This is a genomic window from Methylocapsa palsarum (assembly GCF_900114285.1).
In the GTDB taxonomy this organism is placed as follows: domain Bacteria; phylum Pseudomonadota; class Alphaproteobacteria; order Rhizobiales; family Beijerinckiaceae; genus Methylocapsa; species Methylocapsa palsarum.
In genome coordinates this window covers 1-18,140 of sequence record NZ_FOSN01000030.1, presented here as the reverse complement: position 1 = coordinate 18,140, position 18,140 = coordinate 1, and the positions used below count along the sequence as shown (strand labels likewise).

The window sequence follows — 18,140 nt, the reverse complement described above, 5'->3', positions numbered from 1 at the left end:
AAGCGCCTTGCGGCAAGGCTGTCGCCTGACTGGGCGCAGCAGCGAGCCCTCCTCGGCATTCGCTGACCAAACCCCGGCGGCGCCGAAACTCCTCATACGATCACAAGAGCATCGCCTGCTTTGAGCGCCGTTTCGCTGGCGAAAGAGTGAACCCCTGAAAGCCCGCGGAGAGAATTCCAGGACGCCGTTGGCCAGGATTAGGCGAAGCGCCGTCTCTGCGCATCGGACCGTCAACGCGCGGTCCGCAAACCCCCGGAATTCGCTAAGAAATTGCCGCGCGCCAGCACTATGAAGCAAATCCATGTCAAAAAGTTAAATGCTGGCTGACGACGCAGTCCTGTGCGAACCGGTCTCGGCGCGAATTTCGCTGATTTTCCGGCAATATCAGCGAATTTTCGCGCATTTCCCGCCGCACAGTCTCCAGATGTTCGGCCCTATGGTATATTTTCCAACCATTTACGTAGAATGAGTTCGCGCCCCGAACAGGGAATTGCGTTTCCCCGAACAGCGAATACCGGCGATATCTACAGGGAACTTACGGATGGCTACGAGCAAAAAAAGCCTTGCCGAAGAAAGGCCAACTGCCCAACCGCGCAAGAAGCGGTCCAAAAACGCTCGGTCGAGCGTTCCTGAATTGTCAGATTATTCGACGATCCGTCGCGTCTGCGACGACGCGGAACTCGAGTCCATCGCGAAACTGATTACGTCTGAGCCACCAGCGTGGCTGATCCAATGGCTCTATGTCTGCTTCCAATGTGTTCAAAGAGACTTGCAGCTCGATGACGAAACGCCGACTCGCGCGCATTTGGCGCAGATGCTCGCCGAGATTCGGGACGCAATTGAAGTTTTGTCGAGATTTCTTACTCGTGGGGACTTGGTCATTTATTTGGGCAGTGCCGACCAGCCCTTAAGCCTTCCACGAATCATGTTTCTGCAGCGCTGGCTTCACGACATCTACGTTCGCGCTTCGAATGCCTCCGAGTCCGAATTGCTGGTTGGACAAGACGGTAAGATAAAGTCGGGACGCGGACGCATTGAAAAGCGCGGTTTGCCAGCCCGAACCATTTGCGCGCTTCTGATCTCAGAGACGTGGGAATCTTTTCAAGGCAGATACCCGCCCGTGGGAAGTCGTGGGGCGGCTGAGGCTGCGGAGTCGCTATGGCAAGTTTCCGTCGGAAGGGCGAGCGGACAACAAGGAGCCGACAACTTAAAGGCCTGGTCGCACCACTTTCGTGAAGCGATGTCGCAACCGGCCGAAACACATCGCGTGGAATACCGGAAAATAATGGATAGCGAGCGTAGCTTTTGGGAGCAGACGACCATTGGAGAGAAGTTTGTCAAGGGAAATAAATCAAGCTGATTTGCACCCTATTCATTGCCTTAGACCTCTTGAGCGTTGAGCCGTAATTATTTTGACGAGCGGTTCAAAGGCAGCACAGGAGAATGCGGTGCCAAAAAGCGGATCATCGCGCTCGCGAAACAATAATGGGGTCTTCAGTCGGATCGCGGTCGAGGCGCTTGTCGCCAATCCGCAAAATCCGCGGGTCCATAATCGTCTGCAAGTCAGAGCGATTGCCCAAAGCATAAAAAGCTTTGGCTTCAACGCGCCCATTCTGATCGACAGCACCAATCGCGTTGTCGCCGGGCATGGTCGTCTCGAAGCCGCCAAACTACTGAAGTTGAGCACCGTGCCAGTAATCCGACTTGGGCACCTGACCGAAGCTCAAACTCAGGCCTACATGCTCGCTGACAATAAGCTGACCGACAGGTCAAGCTGGGATGATCGCAAGCTCGCAATGGTTCTAAAAGAGCTCTCCGACCTTTCCGTCGAATTCCAGATTGAGGCGACCGGCTTCGAAGCGCCAGAAATTGATCTTCGCATTCAGTCGCTCGAGCCGTCAGAGGATACGGACGCCGCCGATGAATTCGAGCCTCTCGACGGACCTCGCGTCTCACGACAAGGTGATATCTGGCTGTTGGGAGATCATCGCCTTATGTGTGGCGACGCGCTCGACTCTCACGCATATGGCGCCCTTCTCGGCGTAGAAAAAGCCGCGGCAGTCTTTACTGACCCGCCTTACAATGTCCAGATTAAAGGAAACGTAACGGGCAAAGGAAGGAAACGGCACCGCGAATTCCCGATGGCGTCCGGAGAAATGTCCAAACAGGAGTTTGATTGCTTTCTCGCCGACGCCTTTCGTTTGGTGACCTCCCACTCGACTGACCACGCAACTTTCTTTGCCTGCATGGATTGGCGGCACGTCCAGGAGATCACTTCCGCTATTCAGTCGGTCGACTGCGAACTCCTGAACATTTGCGTATGGGTTAAGACCAATGGCGGCATGGGGTCGCTCTATCGATCGCGCCACGAGCTCGTGTTTGTTTTTGGCAAGGACGGGGAAAAACACGTCAACAACGTCCAACTCGGCCGGCACGGACGCAATCGAACCAATGTCTGGAACTATCCCGGCATGAACAGCTTTGCGCGCAATGGGCGAAAACGAGCCCTCGATTTACACCCTACAGTTAAACCCATCTCAATGGTCGCCGACGCTATCCTCGACGTGACACGGCGGGGGGATATTATTTTAGATCCTTTCTGCGGCAGTGGCACGACCATTCTCGCCGCGGAGCGTGTCGGTAGGAGGGCCTACGCGATCGAACTGGATCCAGGCCATGTGGATACCACCATCGCGCGGTGGCGAAAGCTGACCCAGCGTAACGTCGTCCATGCTGATGGCAAAAGCGTCGACGACATTCGCGCTGAAAGGCTTGGCGAGAAGGGCGATCAATAATGCCAAAATCGTTCTCGTCCGCACCACGCCTCCAAGGTCGCAAAAGACGTCGTCGCCGTGGCGACCGCTCAGAAAGCGCTCTGGACATCCTCAATCGCCTTCTCGCTGCGCCCATGTCGATATCGCTCGGCGGAGAACCAAGACAGGTTTGTGTGATCGAAGCGATCATGTTGCAGCTCATACAAAAGGCGACAACTGGCAATTTGCGCGCGCATCGGGCCCTCGAAAAATACCAAGCTTACGCGAGAACTCGCGCCGAGGCCTCGCTCGCGCTCATTTTTGAGGAGAGCGATTATACGACCGCGCTTGCAACATTTACTTCGGAGAAGAGCGATGGCTGATTACGAAATCGGCTATGGGAAGCCGCCCCGGAGTCGCCGATTTAAAAAAGGCATGTCTGGCAATCCGAAAGGACGGCCCAGAAACAAAAGCACGCCGCTCGCCGATTATATCAATAAGACGCTGGACACCCTAATCGAGTATCGCCAGCGTGGCCGAATCAAGGTCGCAACCGCCGGGGAATTGAGCCTGAAGGCATTGGTGGATCGGGCCGTCCGCGGGGATTTGGTCGCGGCCGAACTCGCCCTGCTCGTGCTAGATCGCGCTGAACACAAGGATAAGGCGCGCGTCAATGAAATCCTAGTAAGCGGTTGGCTCCCTGACTTTCCCGGTCAGACCGCACGCGAGAAGACTGAAAGTGGAGCCAAAAATAGTGACGGCGCGTCCGAGGAGTGGTGGCGTCGTTCGAAGAGCTGACCTAGGCATGCAAAATGGCGCTTTCATCTCGCTCGACGCCCGCGCGACGTACGATTGCACTCACGCCGCTGCATAGCGGTCAAGCAAAGGCATACTGGGCATTGCGGCCGCATCGCTTCAAAGCGCTTCGATGTGGAAGGCGCTTCGGAAAGACGGATTACGCCAAAACCTGGATCGCCCAAGGCCTCTTGCAGGGCGAAGAATGCGCGTGGTTTGCGCCCCAGCACATGACCTGGTCAGAAGTCTATTCGGACCTATTGCAAACTCTGGAGCCGATCTTGGACGCAAGTTCGAAGGCCGCGGCAACCATAAGACTTTCGACACGCGCAAGGCTCGATTTTTGGTCCCTGGAAAATCGCATTGCCGGTCGCGGTCGACGCTACCGACGCGTGGTCGTCGACGAGGCCGCCTTCGCCAAGGATGGCGACAACAGGTCGGACGACTCGATGATGGCGATTTGGGAGAAGGCGATCAAGCCAACGCTTTATGATTACGGCGGCGAGGCGCTCGTCTGTTCAAACTCGGCGGGAAAAAACCCTGAAAACTTCTTTTGCAACATCTGCAATGATCCCCAATATGGCTTCCACGAGTTCCATGCGACAACGATGGATAATCCACTGCTTCCGAAGCGAAGGCAGGGTGAAGGCGAGGCGACTTGGCTAGCGCGCAGGGATCAGTTTCAGGCTGACCTTGTCAGGGATAATGATCCTTTGGTGTACGCTCAGGAATACATGGCCGAATTCGTCGATTGGTCCGGCGCGGCCTTTTTCAACCGGGAAAAGCTCCTCGTCGATAACCGCCCTGTTTCCTACCCCGCCGTCTGCGACGCCGTTTTCGCGGTCATCGATACCGCTTCGAAGACCGGCACCGACAATGACGCAACCGGCGTTACCTTTTTCGCAGTGGACAAACGCTTCGGCGGCACACCACTCCTGATTTTGGACTGGGACATTGCGCAGATTGAAGGCGCCATTCTCGAAACCTGGCTACCGACTGTGTTCGAGCGGCTTGAAACGCTCGCTCGAGAAACTCGAGCGGTGAATGGCTCCATAGGAGCATTCATAGAGGACAAAAACTCCGGCACAATTCTGTTGCAACAAGCTCGCCGACGCGGCATGCCGGCGCAGCCAATTGACTCGCAACTCACGGCCATGGGCAAGGACGAGAGGGCGATCTCGGTGTCTGGTTATGTGCATCGCGGAATGGTCAAATATACAAGCCACGCCTTCAATAAGACGGCTATCTACAAACGACACTCGCGCAACCATTTGCTCGACCAAGTCGAGAATTTTCGAATTGGGGATCGTGACCGCGATCGGGAAGATGACCTTCTGGACACATTCTGCTACGGAATTGCTGCGGCGCTGGGAAATAGCGAAGGGTTTTAGACTATGGGTGGGGTCACCCGCCGATGGTTCCTTTCTACGACAAGAATGCTATCTTTGTGGAATCGGTCGAAAAGCAGAGGGGGCGCGGGATCGAAGTTATCGACCCCACCGACGTGAAGCTCGTCGGTGACTCCTCCTCCGGCCACGTCGATGCGCCGCTCAATCTTGACGCGGCTCTGCGGAAGTCCGCCCCGACCGGCACCGTCCCGCAGGTAAAGTTTCGCGTCTATACCCACCGGTTGTCGCTCATTTTCCGAATAACCCATCATCTGCTGCATGAATATTGGCGTAACTAGTGAACGTATGCAGGTTCCAGGTCATTGTCGGAATTCTGTTTGCTGCGCTCCATCTCGCGAATTAGTGATGCAAAGCAGACGCCAACGTTATGTCCGGTCACCTCCGCCGACCCGTTTGGCTAGGCTGCTGAGGAAGCGCTGGCGCCAAAATGTTTTTGACGTAGCCCGGGTTGGTTGTTCGTCAACGCCGACAAAATTATTGCCGATAGTTTTGGAACCCAGCGTCACGCTTTCCGTTTGACCCCAGCGCCGACCGAAGGGTTACCCTCACGCCTTAGTCGCGGAGTTTCGAAATGGGTTTATTTTCAAATGATATCAGTACGTTAGACGATCTCTTCGTCCATACGCTCCGCGACATATATTATGCGGAACGACAGATCCTAATCGCGTTGCCGACCATGGTTGAGAAGGCCAATGATCCCGAACTGAAAACCGGTTTTGAGGAGCATCTTGGGCAGACCCGGAATCACGTGCGACGAATTGAACAAGTGTTTGAGATGCACGGCGTCGAAGCAAAGCAAATCGATTGTCCGGCGATTGATGGCATCCTCAAGGAAGCGAAGGAGGTCGCCGGAGACATCAACGACGGGACCGTCCTTGACGCGGGTTTAATCGCCGCCGCACAAGCGGTCGAACACTATGAAATCTCCCGCTACGGAACGCTGATCACGTGGGCGAACGAGCTCGGCCGTAGTGATTGCGCAGCGGTACTCCAGCAGACGCTTGATGAAGAAAAGGCCACCAATAAAAGGCTAACGGAGCTGGCCGAAGAGCATATCAACCAGCGGGTCGCTGAATGAGCGGCCCGAAAGGCGCCGGAGGGCTATGAAAAGGAAGGACCGGGTCGATGGCGAACGTGATCGAACAGCGCGACGACGCTCCAATTGTAGCGGCCAGGAATAAGGATACGCCGCGCGATGCTGGCGACGCGGTAGAGGAGCCGAGCGGCGGCGCCTTGGCTGGTTGGGCGGTCACCATCAGCCGCCCTGTCGCCGAAATCTATGCGTATTGGCGCGATTTCAAAAACCTTGCAACCTTCATGGATAATGTGGTGTCTGTTTCATCCCTCGACAGTCGTCGCTCGCATTGGGTTGTAAAGGCTCCGGCCGGCCAAAATGTAGAATGGGATTCTGTCGTCACGGAGGATGTCGAGAATGAATTGATCGCCTGGCGTTCGGAAGCGGACGCCCAAGTGCCGAACAGCGGCCGAATCGAGTTTCGTGATGCCGGAGCGCGCGGAACAATAGTCACGGCCGCCATCCTCTACGACCCGCCCGGCGGCGCGGTCGGTAAAGTGATCGCGAAGATGTTTCAGCGTGAGCCAGCGATACAGTCAAGGCGAGACCTGCGGCGCTTCAAGCAATTGATGGAAACCGGGGAGATCGCGACCGCGGCCCGCACCAAAGCGCAACGCGAAGCGGAAAGGTGTTGATCGATGCGCGCACTGACATGGCACGGGAAGAACGATGTCCGCGTGGACTCTGTCGATGATCCCGAAATACTGAACCCTCGGGATGCGATCATCAAAGTGACCGCGACCGCGATCTGCGGATCTGACCTACATCTTTATGACGGCCTCATCCCGACTATGAAGGCGGGCGACATTCTCGGTCATGAGTTCATGGGCGAGGTCGTCGAGGTCGGGGCAAACTCCCCGCTAAAAAAGGGCGCGCGTGTCGTCGTGCCGTTCACGATCGCCTGCGGCAGCTGTTATCATTGCGGCAAACACCAATATTCGGCGTGCGACAACGGACTCCCCGCCGACAACCAGGATATCGCCCAGACGCTCTATGGGCAACCGATGAGCGGGCTGTTCGGCTACAGTCATATGACGGGCGGATATTCGGGTGGCCAAGCAGAATATGTCCGGGTGCCGTTTAGCGATGTAGGGCCGATCGTCATTCCGGATGGAGTCGAAGATGAAAAAGTGCTTTTCTTGTCAGACATTCTGCCGACCGGTTGGATGGCCGCCGAAAACGCGCAGATCGAGCCCGGCGATATCGTAGCAGTCTGGGGTTGTGGCCCGGTTGGGTTGTTCGCTGTGCAATCCGCCTTCCTAATGGGCGCTGACCGGGTGATCGCTATTGACCAGTTCCCTCACCGACTCGAACTCGCGAAGAAATTCGGGGCGGAGATCATCAATTTTGAGCAAAGCGCCGTCTATGAAGCACTGATGGAAATGACGGGTGGGATAGGACCGGATGCGGTGATCGATGCCGTCGGGCTCGAGGCTCACGGCTTATTCGTCGACAATGTGCTCGACGCGATCAAGACGACGGTTTTTCTCGGGACCGATCGCGCCCATTCAATCCGGCAAGCCATCATAGCCTGCCGTAAGGGCGGCCGCGTTTCAATGCCTGCGGTCTATGGCGGGTTCGTCGACAAATTCCCGTTAGGCGCCTTCATGGAAAAAGGCCTGACGCTCAAGACGGGACAAACCCACGTTCAGCGTTATATGCCCGAGCTCCTCAACTCGATCCTCGCGGGGACAATCGACTCCACATTTCTCATCTCGCATCGCATGAGCCTCGAAGATGCGCCGAAGGGTTATAAGATGTTTCACGACAATCAGAATGAGGTCACCAAGGTCGTGCTCAAGCCTGGGTCTGTGCCCGATAGCGCAATCGCGGCAGAATAGGACATAAGATCATGACGAAGAAATTTGCGATCGTCACCGGTGCGTCAACAGGCATCGGCTTCGAACTGACCTCCATCGCCGCTGAAAATGGCTATGATCTGCTCGTCGTCGCCGACGAGCCGCTAATCCAATCCGCGGAGCAGAACTTCGCGCGGCATGGGGTCGATGTGCGCGCGATCGAAGCCGATCTTTCGACGCTTCAGGGCGTCGATAGCTTGCTCGCCGCAGCGCAAGGGCGTCAGATCGATCTTCTATGCGCCAATGCCGGCCGCGGCCTAGGCCACGGCTTTCTCGATCAGGACGTCGCAGACTGGCGCCGCGTCATCGACACAAATATTACCGGAACGATCTATCTGCTTCAGAAAGTGCTGCGGGACATGATGGCCCGCGATAACGGCACGGTCTTGATCACCGGCTCGATCGCAGGGTTCATTCCCGGCGCTTTCCAGGCGGTTTATAATGGCACGAAGGCGTTTGTGGACAGCTTTGCCGACGCGATCCGCAATGAGATTAAGGAGAGAAAAGGCACATTGTTACGACGCTTATGCCAGGCCCCGTCGAAACTGAATTCTTCGACCGCGCGCAGATGCTGGACACAAGCGTCGGCGCGTCGACCAGCAAGAGCGATCCCGCGGACGTGGCGCGCGACGGATGGAACGCTGTCATGAAGGGACAAGCGCATATCGTGTCGGGCTTTAAGAATAAGATCCAGGCCGCAGCGGCTCATGTGACGCCGGCGTCTGTTCTTGCCGAACAGCACCGCAAAATGGCGCAGCCGGGGTCAGCAGAGGCTGATCGCTGATTGGCGACCCTTGGGCGACCATATCACCAGCGCGAGCAAACGGCGCTCCGCGAGGCAGGCTCCGGCGAGAGCGTGGGCAACGCCCTCAGCCCGGCCTCGCAGCTGACCGAGCTTTCTGACGCGGAGAAGGCTGCCATTGAACAACAAAGCCACGCGAACGCCGCGCTCATTCATGAAACAATCCGCGCCGAGGGCGAGACGGAACTCAACCGCACCGCATCCGCTTTGTCGCTTTCTGGATTGGCGGCCGGACTTTCGATGGGATTTTCCTTGGTGACGCAGGGTCTATTGGAGGCGAGACTCCCCGATGCTCAATGGCGGCCTCTGCTCAGTTCGCTTGGCTACACAGTCGGATTTCTGATCGTTATCTTGGGCCGCCAGCAATTATTTACGGAAAATACGCTGACGCCAATTCTGCCGCTTCTCCATAACCGAGACAGGAAAACCCTGAACAAAGTCGGCCGGCTGTGGTCGATTGTCTTACTCGCCAATTTGGCGGCGACTTGGGTTATAGCATTTGTGCTGGCGCGAGCGCCGATCTTCAACCCCATCGAAAGCCACGCCTTTGCCGAGCTCAGTTTGCACGCTCTCAGCGGGTCTTTTGGCGCCACCGTGCTCAGAGCGATCTTCGCAGGTTGGTTAATCGCGTTAATGGTTTGGATTCTTCCCGCAGTCGGGTCGGCGCGACCGTTCATTATCATTATCATCACCTATGTCGTAGGGATTGGACATTTTTCCCACCTAATCGCCGGATCAGTCGACGCCTTCTACGCCGTTGAAACAGGGCGCGCGTCGTTCGGCGATTATGCGACCCGATTCTTTCTTCCTACGTTCATCGGCAACGTTATCGGCGGGGTCGCCCTCGTGGCCGGCCTCAATTATGGTCAGGCGGCTCCGCAGCTTGATTCAACGAACGAGAAAAAAATGCCGATCGACGGGCCGTGAATATCGGGAGGAGCGCTACCGCGTAACTTGCCGAAAAGAGCTGTCGCCTTTGCCTCACGCTGCGCGAAGCTAGATAAGGCGCAGGAGTTGAATGATGCCCTCCAGCGACCAACCCACTCGACTTCCGACGGCCACGCGAAGGAAAGGCGTTTTCCCCTCAGGGCGCACCACTTCGTAGCGATGACCGCGAAACCCGAAGCTCCCACCTTGTTCGAAGAGCACATCCAGCAGTCGCGCCTCGGCTCCAATGGTCTGTTCGATGTTTTCATAGGTGCGCCCGCTCGATTTTTTCAGGGTCAGAACACAAAAAGGCGATACACCGCTCCCGCAGTCCACGGTCGGATGCGCAATGGATGCAAAGCTCTTGGTCTTGCCCGCCAGGGCGCTCGCCAAGAGCGCGTTGTTGGCGAAGACGTTTGCCTGAAAGCGATCCGTGTGGGGCCGGCTGAGGAACCAGGGAGCTTCGAGCGCAGCCGTTTCCGCCATCGTCGGCCCCGATCCGATCAAGGAGCGGATTTTTCGCACGCCAGCGCCAATATCACTTGCCTGCAACCGAGCCGAAACGGGCGAATAAACGGTCAGAATTCCAACATTGGCTAGCTCAAATCCGCCTTGGAACAATTTGAGCCCTGAATTCACCCGAATGACGGGGAGCAAAAGATCCGTAAGCTCGCGCAAATCCTGGCCGCTATGCTGTGGAGCGCCGCACAACGTGTCGTCAAAAATGACGGCCCGCAGTTTGTCAGCCGCGTGCCCCAGCTTTCGAATCAGGTCCTTGAGCTCAATCTTTTTGAAGCCATCTTCAAAAAAGACGGGTTCGATGACGAGACAATGCGGGCCGTCCGCCAATCCGCGGTCGATGGCGTCCCAGCCTCTTGCCGTCACCTTGATGCAGGAAGAAAAAAGGTCGAGAAGCTCGGTTGTTTCAAAATACGCGCCGACGTGCGCGAACGATAGCGACGCCCCTTCTCGCCGCGGATCAAGCGATTGGACCAGATGAAGCGCTGCATTCATGGCCGCTTGACCGCTCGAAAGCACGACATGATCTGCGGTCCAGCCTTCAGGAGGTGACCCGAAAAACGAGCGACAACGGGTCTCGAGTGCGACAGGCTGCAATTCGCGTTCGTATCCTGAACTTATTAATTGCCCGGTCGAAGTCTTGATGAGTTTGGGAGCAGTAGGCGTTCGAAAACTTTGGTTGACCGAGGAGCTTGAAACGTTCAGCCAGCGATGGCGCAATCGCGCCACGCACTTTTCAAGCGCCGCCTCGGCATCCCGGGGCCAGATGGCCCGCTTCAAGTCTGAGTTCAGAAGATCGATCGGCTCTTGAAAGACGCTGCGGGCACGTTCCACTCTTTCGCTTAATGCGCTGGCCAAGTTCGATAATTCACACACCTCGCCCGCGATCGCTTCGTCATAGGTCAGGGGACCTCGAAATCTTTGCGGTGAGATGTTCACGCATAGCTCATTGCGACATTTGATTATGAATCGGTCAACGTGAGGCTGACCCCGAGGTTCCTGTGTTCGGTGTCGCCGCGCCGACGCTCTGTCGAGTTGCGTAAATCACGTAGCGCTAATCCGCGTCATTGAACATCCGATCCGCTTGGAACAATGTCCACGATCGACTGTTTGTGCGTCGTCATTCATGAGGAGATGCACATGCGCCTTTCAGCACTCGAATACGCCGCCGTTTTTCTTATCGCGCTCATGATGCTTGGCCCATTGGGGGCGGCCGCATATGGAGCGCTGAAAGCGGGAACAGCGGACACAAGAAGCCTCAGCGAGCGCTAAAAGGTTCGCGAACCTACCAGAACGTCAACGCCATGGCGCGCTTTACCGAGTCGGAAAACGCGAACCTTCACAGATTGGCGCGCGAAAGCAGGAACGAGACATGAAAGACGTAAATAGAATCTCTCGTCGGCAGGTCGTCGGAGGCGTTGGGGGCGGCCTCGCTGTCGCTGGAGCGCCGATGGCGTTCGCGCAAGGCCAGGGTCCGGCTTCGCCCTCTCCGCACACTGAGCGTTCACCGTTGTCCGATCCCGCATTGAGATATGCTCGCCCACCCTTCAAACGCCAGGAGCAGCCCTGGCCTGGATTGGCGGCGAAGATGATGCCGAAGCCCGATCACGGAGAAATCAGTTATCGAGGCTCCGGCAGATTGGCCGGACGAAAGGCGCTGATCACCGGCGGCGATTCGGGCATCGGCCGCGCCGCGGCTATCGCGTTTGCCCGCGAGGGCGCCGATGTGGCGATCAATTATCTGCCAGAGGAGGAGACCGACGCCCGAGATGTGGTCGGCCTAATGAAGGACGAGGGTCGCAACGCGATCGGCATTCCCGGGGATCTCCGCAGCGAAGCTTTTTGTCGAACTCTCGTCGACGATGCGATCCGAGGCCTTGGGGGCCTTGATATTCTTGTAAACAACGCCGCGCGGCAGCAAACGCACGCGTCGATCCTGGATATCACCACTAGAACAGTTCGACTGGACCATGAAAACGAATATTTATGCGCCGTTTTGGATCATCAAGGCGGCGTTGCAGCATTTGAAGCCGGGATCAGTGATCATCGGAACAACGTCAGAACAGGCCTACGATCCTTCGGCGGATCTTTACGACTATGCTCAGACCAAGGCTGCGACGATGAATTACGTCAAATCGCTGGCGAAGCAGCTGGCGCCGAAGGGCATAAGAGTCAATGGCGTGGCTCCGGGTCCGATCTGGACGCCGCTACAGGTCAGCGGCGGGGCAACCCAGGAGAAGCTCGAAAACTTTGGCGGAACGACAGCGCTTGGCCGGCCTGGCCAACCTGCCGAACTCGCCGGGATTTTCGTCCAGCTTGCCGATTCCGACGCGAGCTTCGCCACCGGTCAAGTCTATGGGGCCGCTGGAGGTAATGGTCAGCCTTAAGGCGCCGTTTCTTTATCGGACTCGGAGGGGAGTGGGGAGGCTTCACCGCGCCTCAAGGCGCACCGGCACAGATTTGGCGCAGGCGGCACATCAGCAATATGTCGCGCGATCCTTCCAGTCCACGGAGGCGATCCGAATAGCCGTAGATCGTCGTGTTGAACTGGTCGTTTAAGCGCATCGTGATCAACCGGTAGCGGCCCGGCGCTTCCTGGAACCCAACCGAATTGAGCTGGCCTGGCGTGGTGAACACCGCTTTGCCTTGCGGAGTCTTCCATATTCGCTCGTGCGCGCCGTTGCCCCGATAGAACTTGTCGAGCGGCAAGAGCCGGTGCGCTGCCCTGGTACGTTGCCCGCGCACAGGGCAGCAACCAGCGCCGGGGCGACCAATATTGCCGCGCAGAAGCAACAAATTGACCAGCATCGCGATGTTGAGCGAGCCGTGGGTGTGCTGAGTCAGCCCCATGCCATAGACTCCGATCACCTTGTCTGCGGCAATATACACGGCTGCCGCCTCGCGCAGCGCGGCTTGCGCGAGGCCGGATTCCTGTTCGATTTCGGCGCAGCTCGTGTCGCGGCAGGACTAGATGAACGCCTCGAAGCCGGTCGTATGCTGCTTGACGAAGGCATGGTCGATGATTTCGGCCTTACCCGCAGCGCTAGCTTCATCGTCGGCCTCGATCACAGCCACTGGCAGCGCTTCGGCTCTAGTCGACATTGATCCGATCAAAAGTAAATTTAAAATAAGGGCGAAATAGCGTGCCATCTTGCCCCTCCGCTCGCTCTAGTAAATCCTGATTTCTCGCCGCTTCCACGCAATTCTTGAAACTCTTAGACGGGCAATGAACTCTCAACGGACGCTAAAAGTTCAGCGTCGCCGCTTGCATCCGCCTCGCGCACTTCGTCCGGCGTCGACGGCGCGGCGAGCAGGTAGAGGGCGGAAACGCCGATGTTCAAATCCCGCAAATAGCGGTTTTGGCCGAGAGCTTGAACCTGCATGAAGCGTTGCGCGGGGTCGAGAACGCCCGCTTCTGTCCCAGTTATAGGGAACCGCGTCGCATGTACGTTGTTCGATGAGCATTTAAAGCCCGGAGGAAACACAATGAAATCGGGATTGTTATCAACCACTATCGCGTCCGCGGCGCTCATCGCGGGCCTTTCGTTAAGTCAGGCGCAGATCAAGGGTGGCGAAACGGCCCCAGGCGCTGCGACCCGCGGAACAGCTGCAGGCGTCGGAGAGCCAACTCATACTGGCCGCTCGGCCTCGCCGCCCGCTGCCGGCGGCCAAACTATGGGAAATGAGCCCGGGACGATGGGAAGATCGGAGACAACGCCTAGAGCCGAAGAAAAAGCTATGCCTCGGAAGCAAGGCGACAAGCAGACCATGGGCGTGGGCCAGGGGCGCGAGGGAAACGCCGAACAAGCCCGTGAGCGAGCAGAAAGGAAAGACCGTACCGGCATTAACGGCGCGCCCAATGCTCGAGATGAAGCAAATGGCCGGCGCGGCGAAATCGAAAGCACCGGGCGGTCCGTCGCCAGGGGCAACATTACGCCCGAGATGCGCACGCGAGTTCGCTCCGAGATTCCCAATATTCAGGTCAGGTCGGCGCCTGACCTTAACGTCGATGTTCGCGTTGGAGGAGTTCTTCCCCGGACGGTCACTGAATATTGGGAGCCGATTCCAGCCGATATCGTGACGATCGTGCCTGAGTGGAGAGCGTACCGGATCGTGAAGGTTGGCGGCGAAATTCTTGTCATCGATCCGGACACTTTCGAAATTGTCGACGTGCTCTCAGGGTAAGCGATAGCGCGCGAGCCAATCGCGCTGCGCTCGGTGTCTTAGACGCCTTTTGGCTCTTTGGTCCGGTCGCGGCGCTTTTGACCGCCCGCGCAACAATGGAAAGAACGATCGCGTGGGCGCAAGCCAGCGCCGATGTTGCCGGAATGAGCCCCGCTGCTGCGAGAACTGCGAGTTTCATCGCGTTTTCCCTCGCACGTTCGAGCTTGGCGGCGGTGTCTCTATTTTCTCGACGGCTTGGATAACGACATCAAAGCTATAGCTGAAATCTCGAACGAATTTAGCAGCGGCGACGTCATCAGCGAGCCAAAGCTGCCGCGTTTCAAATTCCTTTGAATCGAGAGGGCTTACGGTTTTCGCTTTTGACAGTGATTTCGAGCATTCAAACCTCCCAGGATTTCTCGCCGCTTCTAAACGCGCGGGCGGCGCCTGAAGGCGAAGCGCTTAAATTTGTTTAGGTAGGCGCGCCGGCTAAAGATCTGATGCCGAGCGCCGTGAGCGCGAGCGGGGTTGCTTAACGCGCGGACCGGGCGGCCGAGCCGGGTTGGCTTTGCTGCCATTGGGACACCACGCCCGGGTCGACTTGACCCTCGGCGGTGGTCGAAAGTTCAACGCTGGTCGGACCCGAGTCCGTCGCAAGACGGCGCCCGCGCCGCGCATCCGACGCTTGGCTATTACCAGCCATGGCGACGAAGGCGGCGAAGTCGGCCGGGTTGAGGTCAGCCTTTAACGATGCGAGCAATTTGGCGAGCTCAGCCTGAATGTCCTAGCTGTCGCCACAGAAATTAAAATGCGGGTTTGCCGTGTGCGTTTCCTTCTTCGGCACAGTGTAGCATGAATACAGGTCTTTTGTGTTACTTCTGCACGAGTCTACACAGTTTCCAGCGTGCGGCCGCACTGAATATTGAAGCCAGTCCGGCCGGACGCTCACGCCGCCCCGCCGCATATGCTTGGAGCGCCCCTCAAGCCGCCGGACGTGCTCGAGCAGAGCTGATGAAATTTCCCCGGCCTCCCGGCCTAACTCGGCCCCGTTGCAGATCGATGCGGCGGGGCCTTTTTGCTTCTCCGGCGTTACCTCACGGAATTCGCTCCGCGCATTGAGAGGGCGGCGGCTGTTGGGGGAACAGAGGTGCAAGACCAGTGCTAAAGCCCGCCTCGGTTATGGCATCGGTATTACTCTTCCCACCGTCGGGAAGAGTAGCCGCGCAAATTGCGCAGATGTCGGCTCCATAGCGCGAAGCTTGCACACCCGCCATGATCAATATAAAACAAATTATATTAATATATTACTTAGGTTTGGCTTATCGTAGCTAATTTTTGTTTCATCTATTATTTACAAGTTCTCTATTAGCGTGGTTGAGATGAATGCCTATGTCAGAGCTTAGGGAGCCCACCGAAAGGCAGCCAGAACATTCGCCGGTGGTGCTCATCGTCGATGATGAGCCCTTCATTCGTGCGACTGCCGAGGATTGTCTGGGAGAAGCGGGCTTTGATGTGATCACGGCTACCAACGCTGACAACGCGCTGAGCGTTCTTGACGCCAGGTCCGACGTGCGAGTTGTCTTTACCGACGTCCAAATGCCTGGAACAATGGATGGCCTCGGGTTAGCGCAGAAAATTCACGAGCGCTGGCCCCGAATAGGAGTTGTTGTTACGTCGGGGCGTAAGCGCCCAACTGAAGCGTCTTTATGTGACGATCCTTTTCTTGAAAAACCCTATTCTCCCTCGACATTGGTCCGGGAAATTAGAGAGAGCGTATTGCGGCACGGCAAACGCATTTGAGGCGCGCCCTAATCAGGCCTCGGAATTGCCGGTGGCGTCTTTCCCGTTTGGGATGATTCCGAAGTCCTTCGATTTTGAGCCGCTGTCAGCGAGTCCAAAACCTTCGGCGACTAAACCCCGCTTCAAAAGCTCGCGAATAGCAGCTGCGCGGCTAGGCATACGTTTGGTAAACCGCCATTCGTCCAGCGCCGCCAGTTCGTCGTGGGACAACATGATTTGGAGACGTTCGCCACGCTGAAGATCGCCCATGCTCACCTCCCCGCTCACCTCTCAATTTGAGGCCGTCGATAAAAATTTAGTCAATCACGCTGATGGCATCAATAGCGGCTGATGCGAATTTTACTCATTTTACGCGCTATGAGACGCGGCCCACAAAGCCGTCTAGGACGCTTTTTTTGCAATAGATGATATTTAGTGCTTTCATGTAAAAGTGAGCTTATGTGAAATAAACTGATTATTTTATTGTCGCAGATTAGGAAGAAGTCTGATATTTTCTAGTATAGTTATTGAACGGGAGCAGACCATGCTTCAGCTACTTTCTGAATTTCTCGATGCGCCGAATTCGTCCGAAGCTGATCATCGAATTGCGAACCACCTCTCGCTCATCGCATCTCTTTTGCGGTTGCAAACGAAGACTCTTGCAGGGTCGCAAACGTTCTCCAGGGAAGACGCTGTCTGGCTTCTCAACGATTGCAGCCGGCGTGTCGATACGGTTGCCCGCGTCCATCGTCTTTTGGCTGCTCAATCTGAGCAGAATGGATGGATCGACGTTCGGGAGTATCTGCGTGAGATCGCGGAAGGGATTGTTGAGAGCACGTCCGGCGACGGAAAATATACTCTCAAATCGGACTGCGAAATCGGTTGCCTTGTCCAAGCCGATCACGTCGCTTCGCTAGGACTTCTGATTGGTGAACTGATTACAAATGCTATCAAATATGCGCATCCTGCTGGCGTTCCAGGGGTAATTACCCTCTCATGTTCGAGGGCACCGGACAATTCCAGCATCGTGACGATTTCCGATGATGGTGTCGGCCTTCCCGAAGGGTTTGATCCGGCGACAAGCGGAAATCTCGGCTTCCGAACGATCAGGTCACTGACCCAACGGCTTCAGGGCGAGGCCGACTTCGACAGCTCATGCCTCGGTTTAAGCGTGACGGTTCGCTTTCCCACACCCAAGGAATCCAGCACCGTCATAGAATTCGGGCGGATGACTAAGTCGTAGAGTTGGTTGCTCGCCGGACGTCGGCGATCGTCGGGATGGCTTCGGGCTGGGTCATTAGGGTATCTGCGCCGAGGGCACAATTAAACCACTAACCCAAACTATGCGGGTCCCATAAAAGGGGCCGCCAGCATTGCTGCAAGCGGCCCAAGTGGGAGGAAACGCCCAAAGAGGGCTATGCAGCAAGAAGCTTGCTGCGGTGCGGCATAATGGGCGGCTGGGGCTTATTAGGTCAAGCTTACAGGGCGCGTCGTATTGTCCCGCCTTCGCGGGCCCGTGAAAAGCCAGGCGCAAAAAAAAAGCCGCCTGCATCGCACAGCGGCACAAGTCTGGGGAAATGCCCAAGGAGCAAGACAAAACCTTGGGCGCCCATCATTAGCGGCGGGTGTCGCTGTCTGTCCCGTTTTGATCGCTCGGTTTGAGAACCCCTACCCCGCGCCCGCTGAAGAGCTGCCGCATCGCGTCCTGGCTTCGGGTCAGCGAATAAAGATTGCAGATGTGGACGGCCCCCCACTTGTCAGGATGGTAGCAGATTTCTGACCCGATCGCTTGCTATCAGACATCCGGCCTGTTTGCGCGGACAAAGCCCGCTGGTGCGAGCTGCCGCAGGACTCGATGGCGATGAGAACCGGCGGAAGCCGCTCGAAGTAGCGGATCATCTCGGCTCGCCGAAATTGACGGCAGACAACCACGACCTCCTTCTCGTCAACGCCATGGTGTCGCTTTCCGCCGAGAATTGACCCGGGATTTCCATTTAGAACTGACCCCAGCTTGATGATGATTTGTGGGTCAGGCGTTCGTCAAGTTTCGCGGTTTCT

The 18,140-nt window shown here is 56.8% G+C and carries 19 protein-coding genes and 3 pseudogenes; 17 read left to right on the top strand and 5 right to left on the bottom strand.

All coding sequences use genetic code 11. The features are described 5' to 3' along the window. The first annotated feature begins 541 nt into the window (after positions 1-541). From BM177_RS18110 to BM177_RS18060, 11 genes and pseudogenes are all read left to right on the top strand, one after another. Entirely contained in the window at positions 542-1,360 is an 819-nt protein-coding gene (locus tag BM177_RS18110; RefSeq protein ID WP_139223731.1) for a hypothetical protein, read from the top strand. 88 nt (positions 1,361-1,448) lie between these two features. After that, entirely contained in the window at positions 1,449-2,795 is a 1,347-nt protein-coding gene (locus BM177_RS18105; protein ID WP_244532435.1) for a site-specific DNA-methyltransferase, read from the top strand. Further along, complete coding sequence (locus BM177_RS18100) at positions 2,795-3,136, top strand: DUF5681 domain-containing protein (RefSeq protein WP_139223730.1); 342 nt, start codon at positions 2,795-2,797, stop codon at positions 3,134-3,136. Before BM177_RS18105 ends, BM177_RS18100 begins: the two co-directional genes overlap by 1 nt. Beyond that, a complete protein-coding gene (locus BM177_RS18095; protein ID WP_091686467.1) occupies positions 3,129-3,551 on the top strand; it encodes a DUF5681 domain-containing protein in 423 nt (140 codons plus the stop codon). The genes BM177_RS18100 and BM177_RS18095 overlap by 8 nt, the downstream gene beginning before the upstream one ends. A 278-nt stretch (positions 3,552-3,829) precedes the next feature. Further along, entirely contained in the window at positions 3,830-4,939 is a 1,110-nt protein-coding gene (locus BM177_RS18090) for a hypothetical protein (protein WP_139223729.1), read from the top strand. A 23-nt stretch (positions 4,940-4,962) separates the two neighbouring features. Beyond that, positions 4,963-5,235 carry a hypothetical protein gene (locus BM177_RS18085; RefSeq protein ID WP_091686462.1) on the top strand — a complete coding sequence of 91 codons (273 nt, stop codon included), beginning with the start codon at positions 4,963-4,965 and terminating at the stop codon, positions 5,233-5,235. A 293-nt stretch (positions 5,236-5,528) separates the two neighbouring features. Next, complete coding sequence (locus BM177_RS18080; RefSeq protein WP_091686459.1) at positions 5,529-6,035, top strand: YciE/YciF ferroxidase family protein; 507 nt, start codon at positions 5,529-5,531, stop codon at positions 6,033-6,035. A gap of 56 nt (positions 6,036-6,091) precedes the next feature. Beyond that, positions 6,092-6,667 (top strand): SRPBCC family protein, encoded by a 576-nt coding sequence (locus tag BM177_RS18075; protein ID WP_244532434.1) that lies wholly within the window; start codon positions 6,092-6,094, stop codon positions 6,665-6,667. 3 nt (positions 6,668-6,670) lie between these two features. Then, positions 6,671-7,873, top strand: a complete 1,203-nt coding sequence (locus tag BM177_RS18070; RefSeq protein WP_091686454.1) for a zinc-dependent alcohol dehydrogenase — start codon at positions 6,671-6,673, stop codon at positions 7,871-7,873. A gap of 11 nt (positions 7,874-7,884) precedes the next feature. Continuing rightward, positions 7,885-8,675, top strand: a pseudogene (locus BM177_RS18065) (SDR family NAD(P)-dependent oxidoreductase). Positions 8,676-8,747: 72 nt separating this feature from the next. Next, positions 8,748-9,620: a formate/nitrite transporter family protein gene (locus tag BM177_RS18060; protein ID WP_091686480.1), complete on the top strand. Its 873-nt coding sequence runs from the start codon at positions 8,748-8,750 to the stop codon at positions 9,618-9,620. 69 nt (positions 9,621-9,689) lie between these two features. Here the strand turns inward: BM177_RS18060 and BM177_RS18055 are convergent, their stop codons facing one another. After that, positions 9,690-10,997 carry a hypothetical protein gene (locus BM177_RS18055; protein ID WP_139223728.1) on the bottom strand — a complete coding sequence of 436 codons (1,308 nt, stop codon included), beginning with the start codon at positions 10,995-10,997 and terminating at the stop codon, positions 9,690-9,692. A gap of 282 nt (positions 10,998-11,279) precedes the next feature. Here BM177_RS18055 and BM177_RS20980 point away from each other — a divergent pair, with 282 nt between their 5' ends. Next, complete coding sequence (locus BM177_RS20980) at positions 11,280-11,411, top strand: hypothetical protein (protein ID WP_280140594.1); 132 nt, start codon at positions 11,280-11,282, stop codon at positions 11,409-11,411. A gap of 67 nt (positions 11,412-11,478) precedes the next feature. Here BM177_RS20980 and BM177_RS20975 read toward each other — a convergent pair whose 3' ends face one another. After that, positions 11,479-11,604: a hypothetical protein gene (locus BM177_RS20975; protein WP_280140595.1), complete on the bottom strand. Its 126-nt coding sequence runs from the start codon at positions 11,602-11,604 to the stop codon at positions 11,479-11,481. Between BM177_RS20975 and BM177_RS18045 the strand changes: the two are divergent. Next, positions 11,590-12,526, top strand: a pseudogene (locus tag BM177_RS18045) (SDR family oxidoreductase). The gene BM177_RS20975 and the pseudogene BM177_RS18045 sit on opposite strands and share 15 nt — an antisense overlap. Before the next feature lie 88 nt (positions 12,527-12,614). On the opposite strand, the pseudogene BM177_RS18040 reads toward BM177_RS18045, so the two are convergent. Together BM177_RS18040 and BM177_RS20255 are read right to left on the bottom strand one after the other, a co-directional pair. Beyond that, positions 12,615-13,208 (bottom strand): annotated as a pseudogene (locus BM177_RS18040) (hypothetical protein); the annotation flags it as partial. Between the two features lie 146 nt (positions 13,209-13,354). After that, positions 13,355-13,672 (bottom strand): hypothetical protein, encoded by a 318-nt coding sequence (locus BM177_RS20255; protein ID WP_175492699.1) that lies wholly within the window; start codon positions 13,670-13,672, stop codon positions 13,355-13,357. Positions 13,673-13,877: 205 nt separating this feature from the next. On the opposite strand from BM177_RS20255, the gene BM177_RS20250 reads away from it, so the two are divergent. Then, positions 13,878-14,324 (top strand): DUF1236 domain-containing protein, encoded by a 447-nt coding sequence (locus BM177_RS20250; protein WP_175492698.1) that lies wholly within the window; start codon positions 13,878-13,880, stop codon positions 14,322-14,324. A gap of 1,416 nt (positions 14,325-15,740) precedes the next feature. Next, a complete protein-coding gene (locus BM177_RS18025) occupies positions 15,741-16,103 on the top strand; it encodes a response regulator (protein WP_244532433.1) in 363 nt (120 codons plus the stop codon). A 12-nt stretch (positions 16,104-16,115) separates the two neighbouring features. Here BM177_RS18025 and BM177_RS18020 read toward each other — a convergent pair whose 3' ends face one another. Then, positions 16,116-16,352 (bottom strand): hypothetical protein, encoded by a 237-nt coding sequence (locus BM177_RS18020; RefSeq protein ID WP_091686442.1) that lies wholly within the window; start codon positions 16,350-16,352, stop codon positions 16,116-16,118. Between the two features lie 274 nt (positions 16,353-16,626). On the opposite strand from BM177_RS18020, the gene BM177_RS18015 reads away from it, so the two are divergent. Both BM177_RS18015 and BM177_RS20245 read left to right on the top strand, forming a co-directional pair. After that, entirely contained in the window at positions 16,627-17,325 is a 699-nt protein-coding gene (locus BM177_RS18015) for a sensor histidine kinase (RefSeq protein WP_091686439.1), read from the top strand. A gap of 590 nt (positions 17,326-17,915) precedes the next feature. Further along, on the top strand, positions 17,916-18,062 hold the full coding sequence (locus tag BM177_RS20245) for a hypothetical protein (protein WP_175492697.1): 147 nt from the start codon (positions 17,916-17,918) through the stop codon (positions 18,060-18,062). The last annotated feature ends 78 nt before the right edge of the window (positions 18,063-18,140 follow it).

Coding starts and splice junctions, on each gene's coding strand:
- BM177_RS18100 (WP_139223730.1), top strand. CDS start 2,795: ATGCCAAAATCGTTCTCGTCCGCACCACGCCTCCAAGGTCGCAAAAGA.
- BM177_RS18095 (WP_091686467.1), top strand. CDS start 3,129: ATGGCTGATTACGAAATCGGCTATGGGAAGCCGCCCCGGAGTCGCCGA.
- BM177_RS20255 (WP_175492699.1), bottom strand. CDS start 13,672: ATGAGCGCCGCGGACGCGATAGTGGTTGATAACAATCCCGATTTCATT.
- BM177_RS18015 (WP_091686439.1), top strand. CDS start 16,627: ATGCTTCAGCTACTTTCTGAATTTCTCGATGCGCCGAATTCGTCCGAA.
- BM177_RS18085 (WP_091686462.1), top strand. CDS start 4,963: ATGGTTCCTTTCTACGACAAGAATGCTATCTTTGTGGAATCGGTCGAA.
- BM177_RS20980 (WP_280140594.1), top strand. CDS start 11,280: ATGCGCCTTTCAGCACTCGAATACGCCGCCGTTTTTCTTATCGCGCTC.
- BM177_RS18080 (WP_091686459.1), top strand. CDS start 5,529: ATGGGTTTATTTTCAAATGATATCAGTACGTTAGACGATCTCTTCGTC.
- BM177_RS18110 (WP_139223731.1), top strand. CDS start 542: ATGGCTACGAGCAAAAAAAGCCTTGCCGAAGAAAGGCCAACTGCCCAA.
- BM177_RS18020 (WP_091686442.1), bottom strand. CDS start 16,352: ATGGGCGATCTTCAGCGTGGCGAACGTCTCCAAATCATGTTGTCCCAC.
- BM177_RS18070 (WP_091686454.1), top strand. CDS start 6,671: ATGCGCGCACTGACATGGCACGGGAAGAACGATGTCCGCGTGGACTCT.
- BM177_RS20250 (WP_175492698.1), top strand. CDS start 13,878: ATGCCTCGGAAGCAAGGCGACAAGCAGACCATGGGCGTGGGCCAGGGG.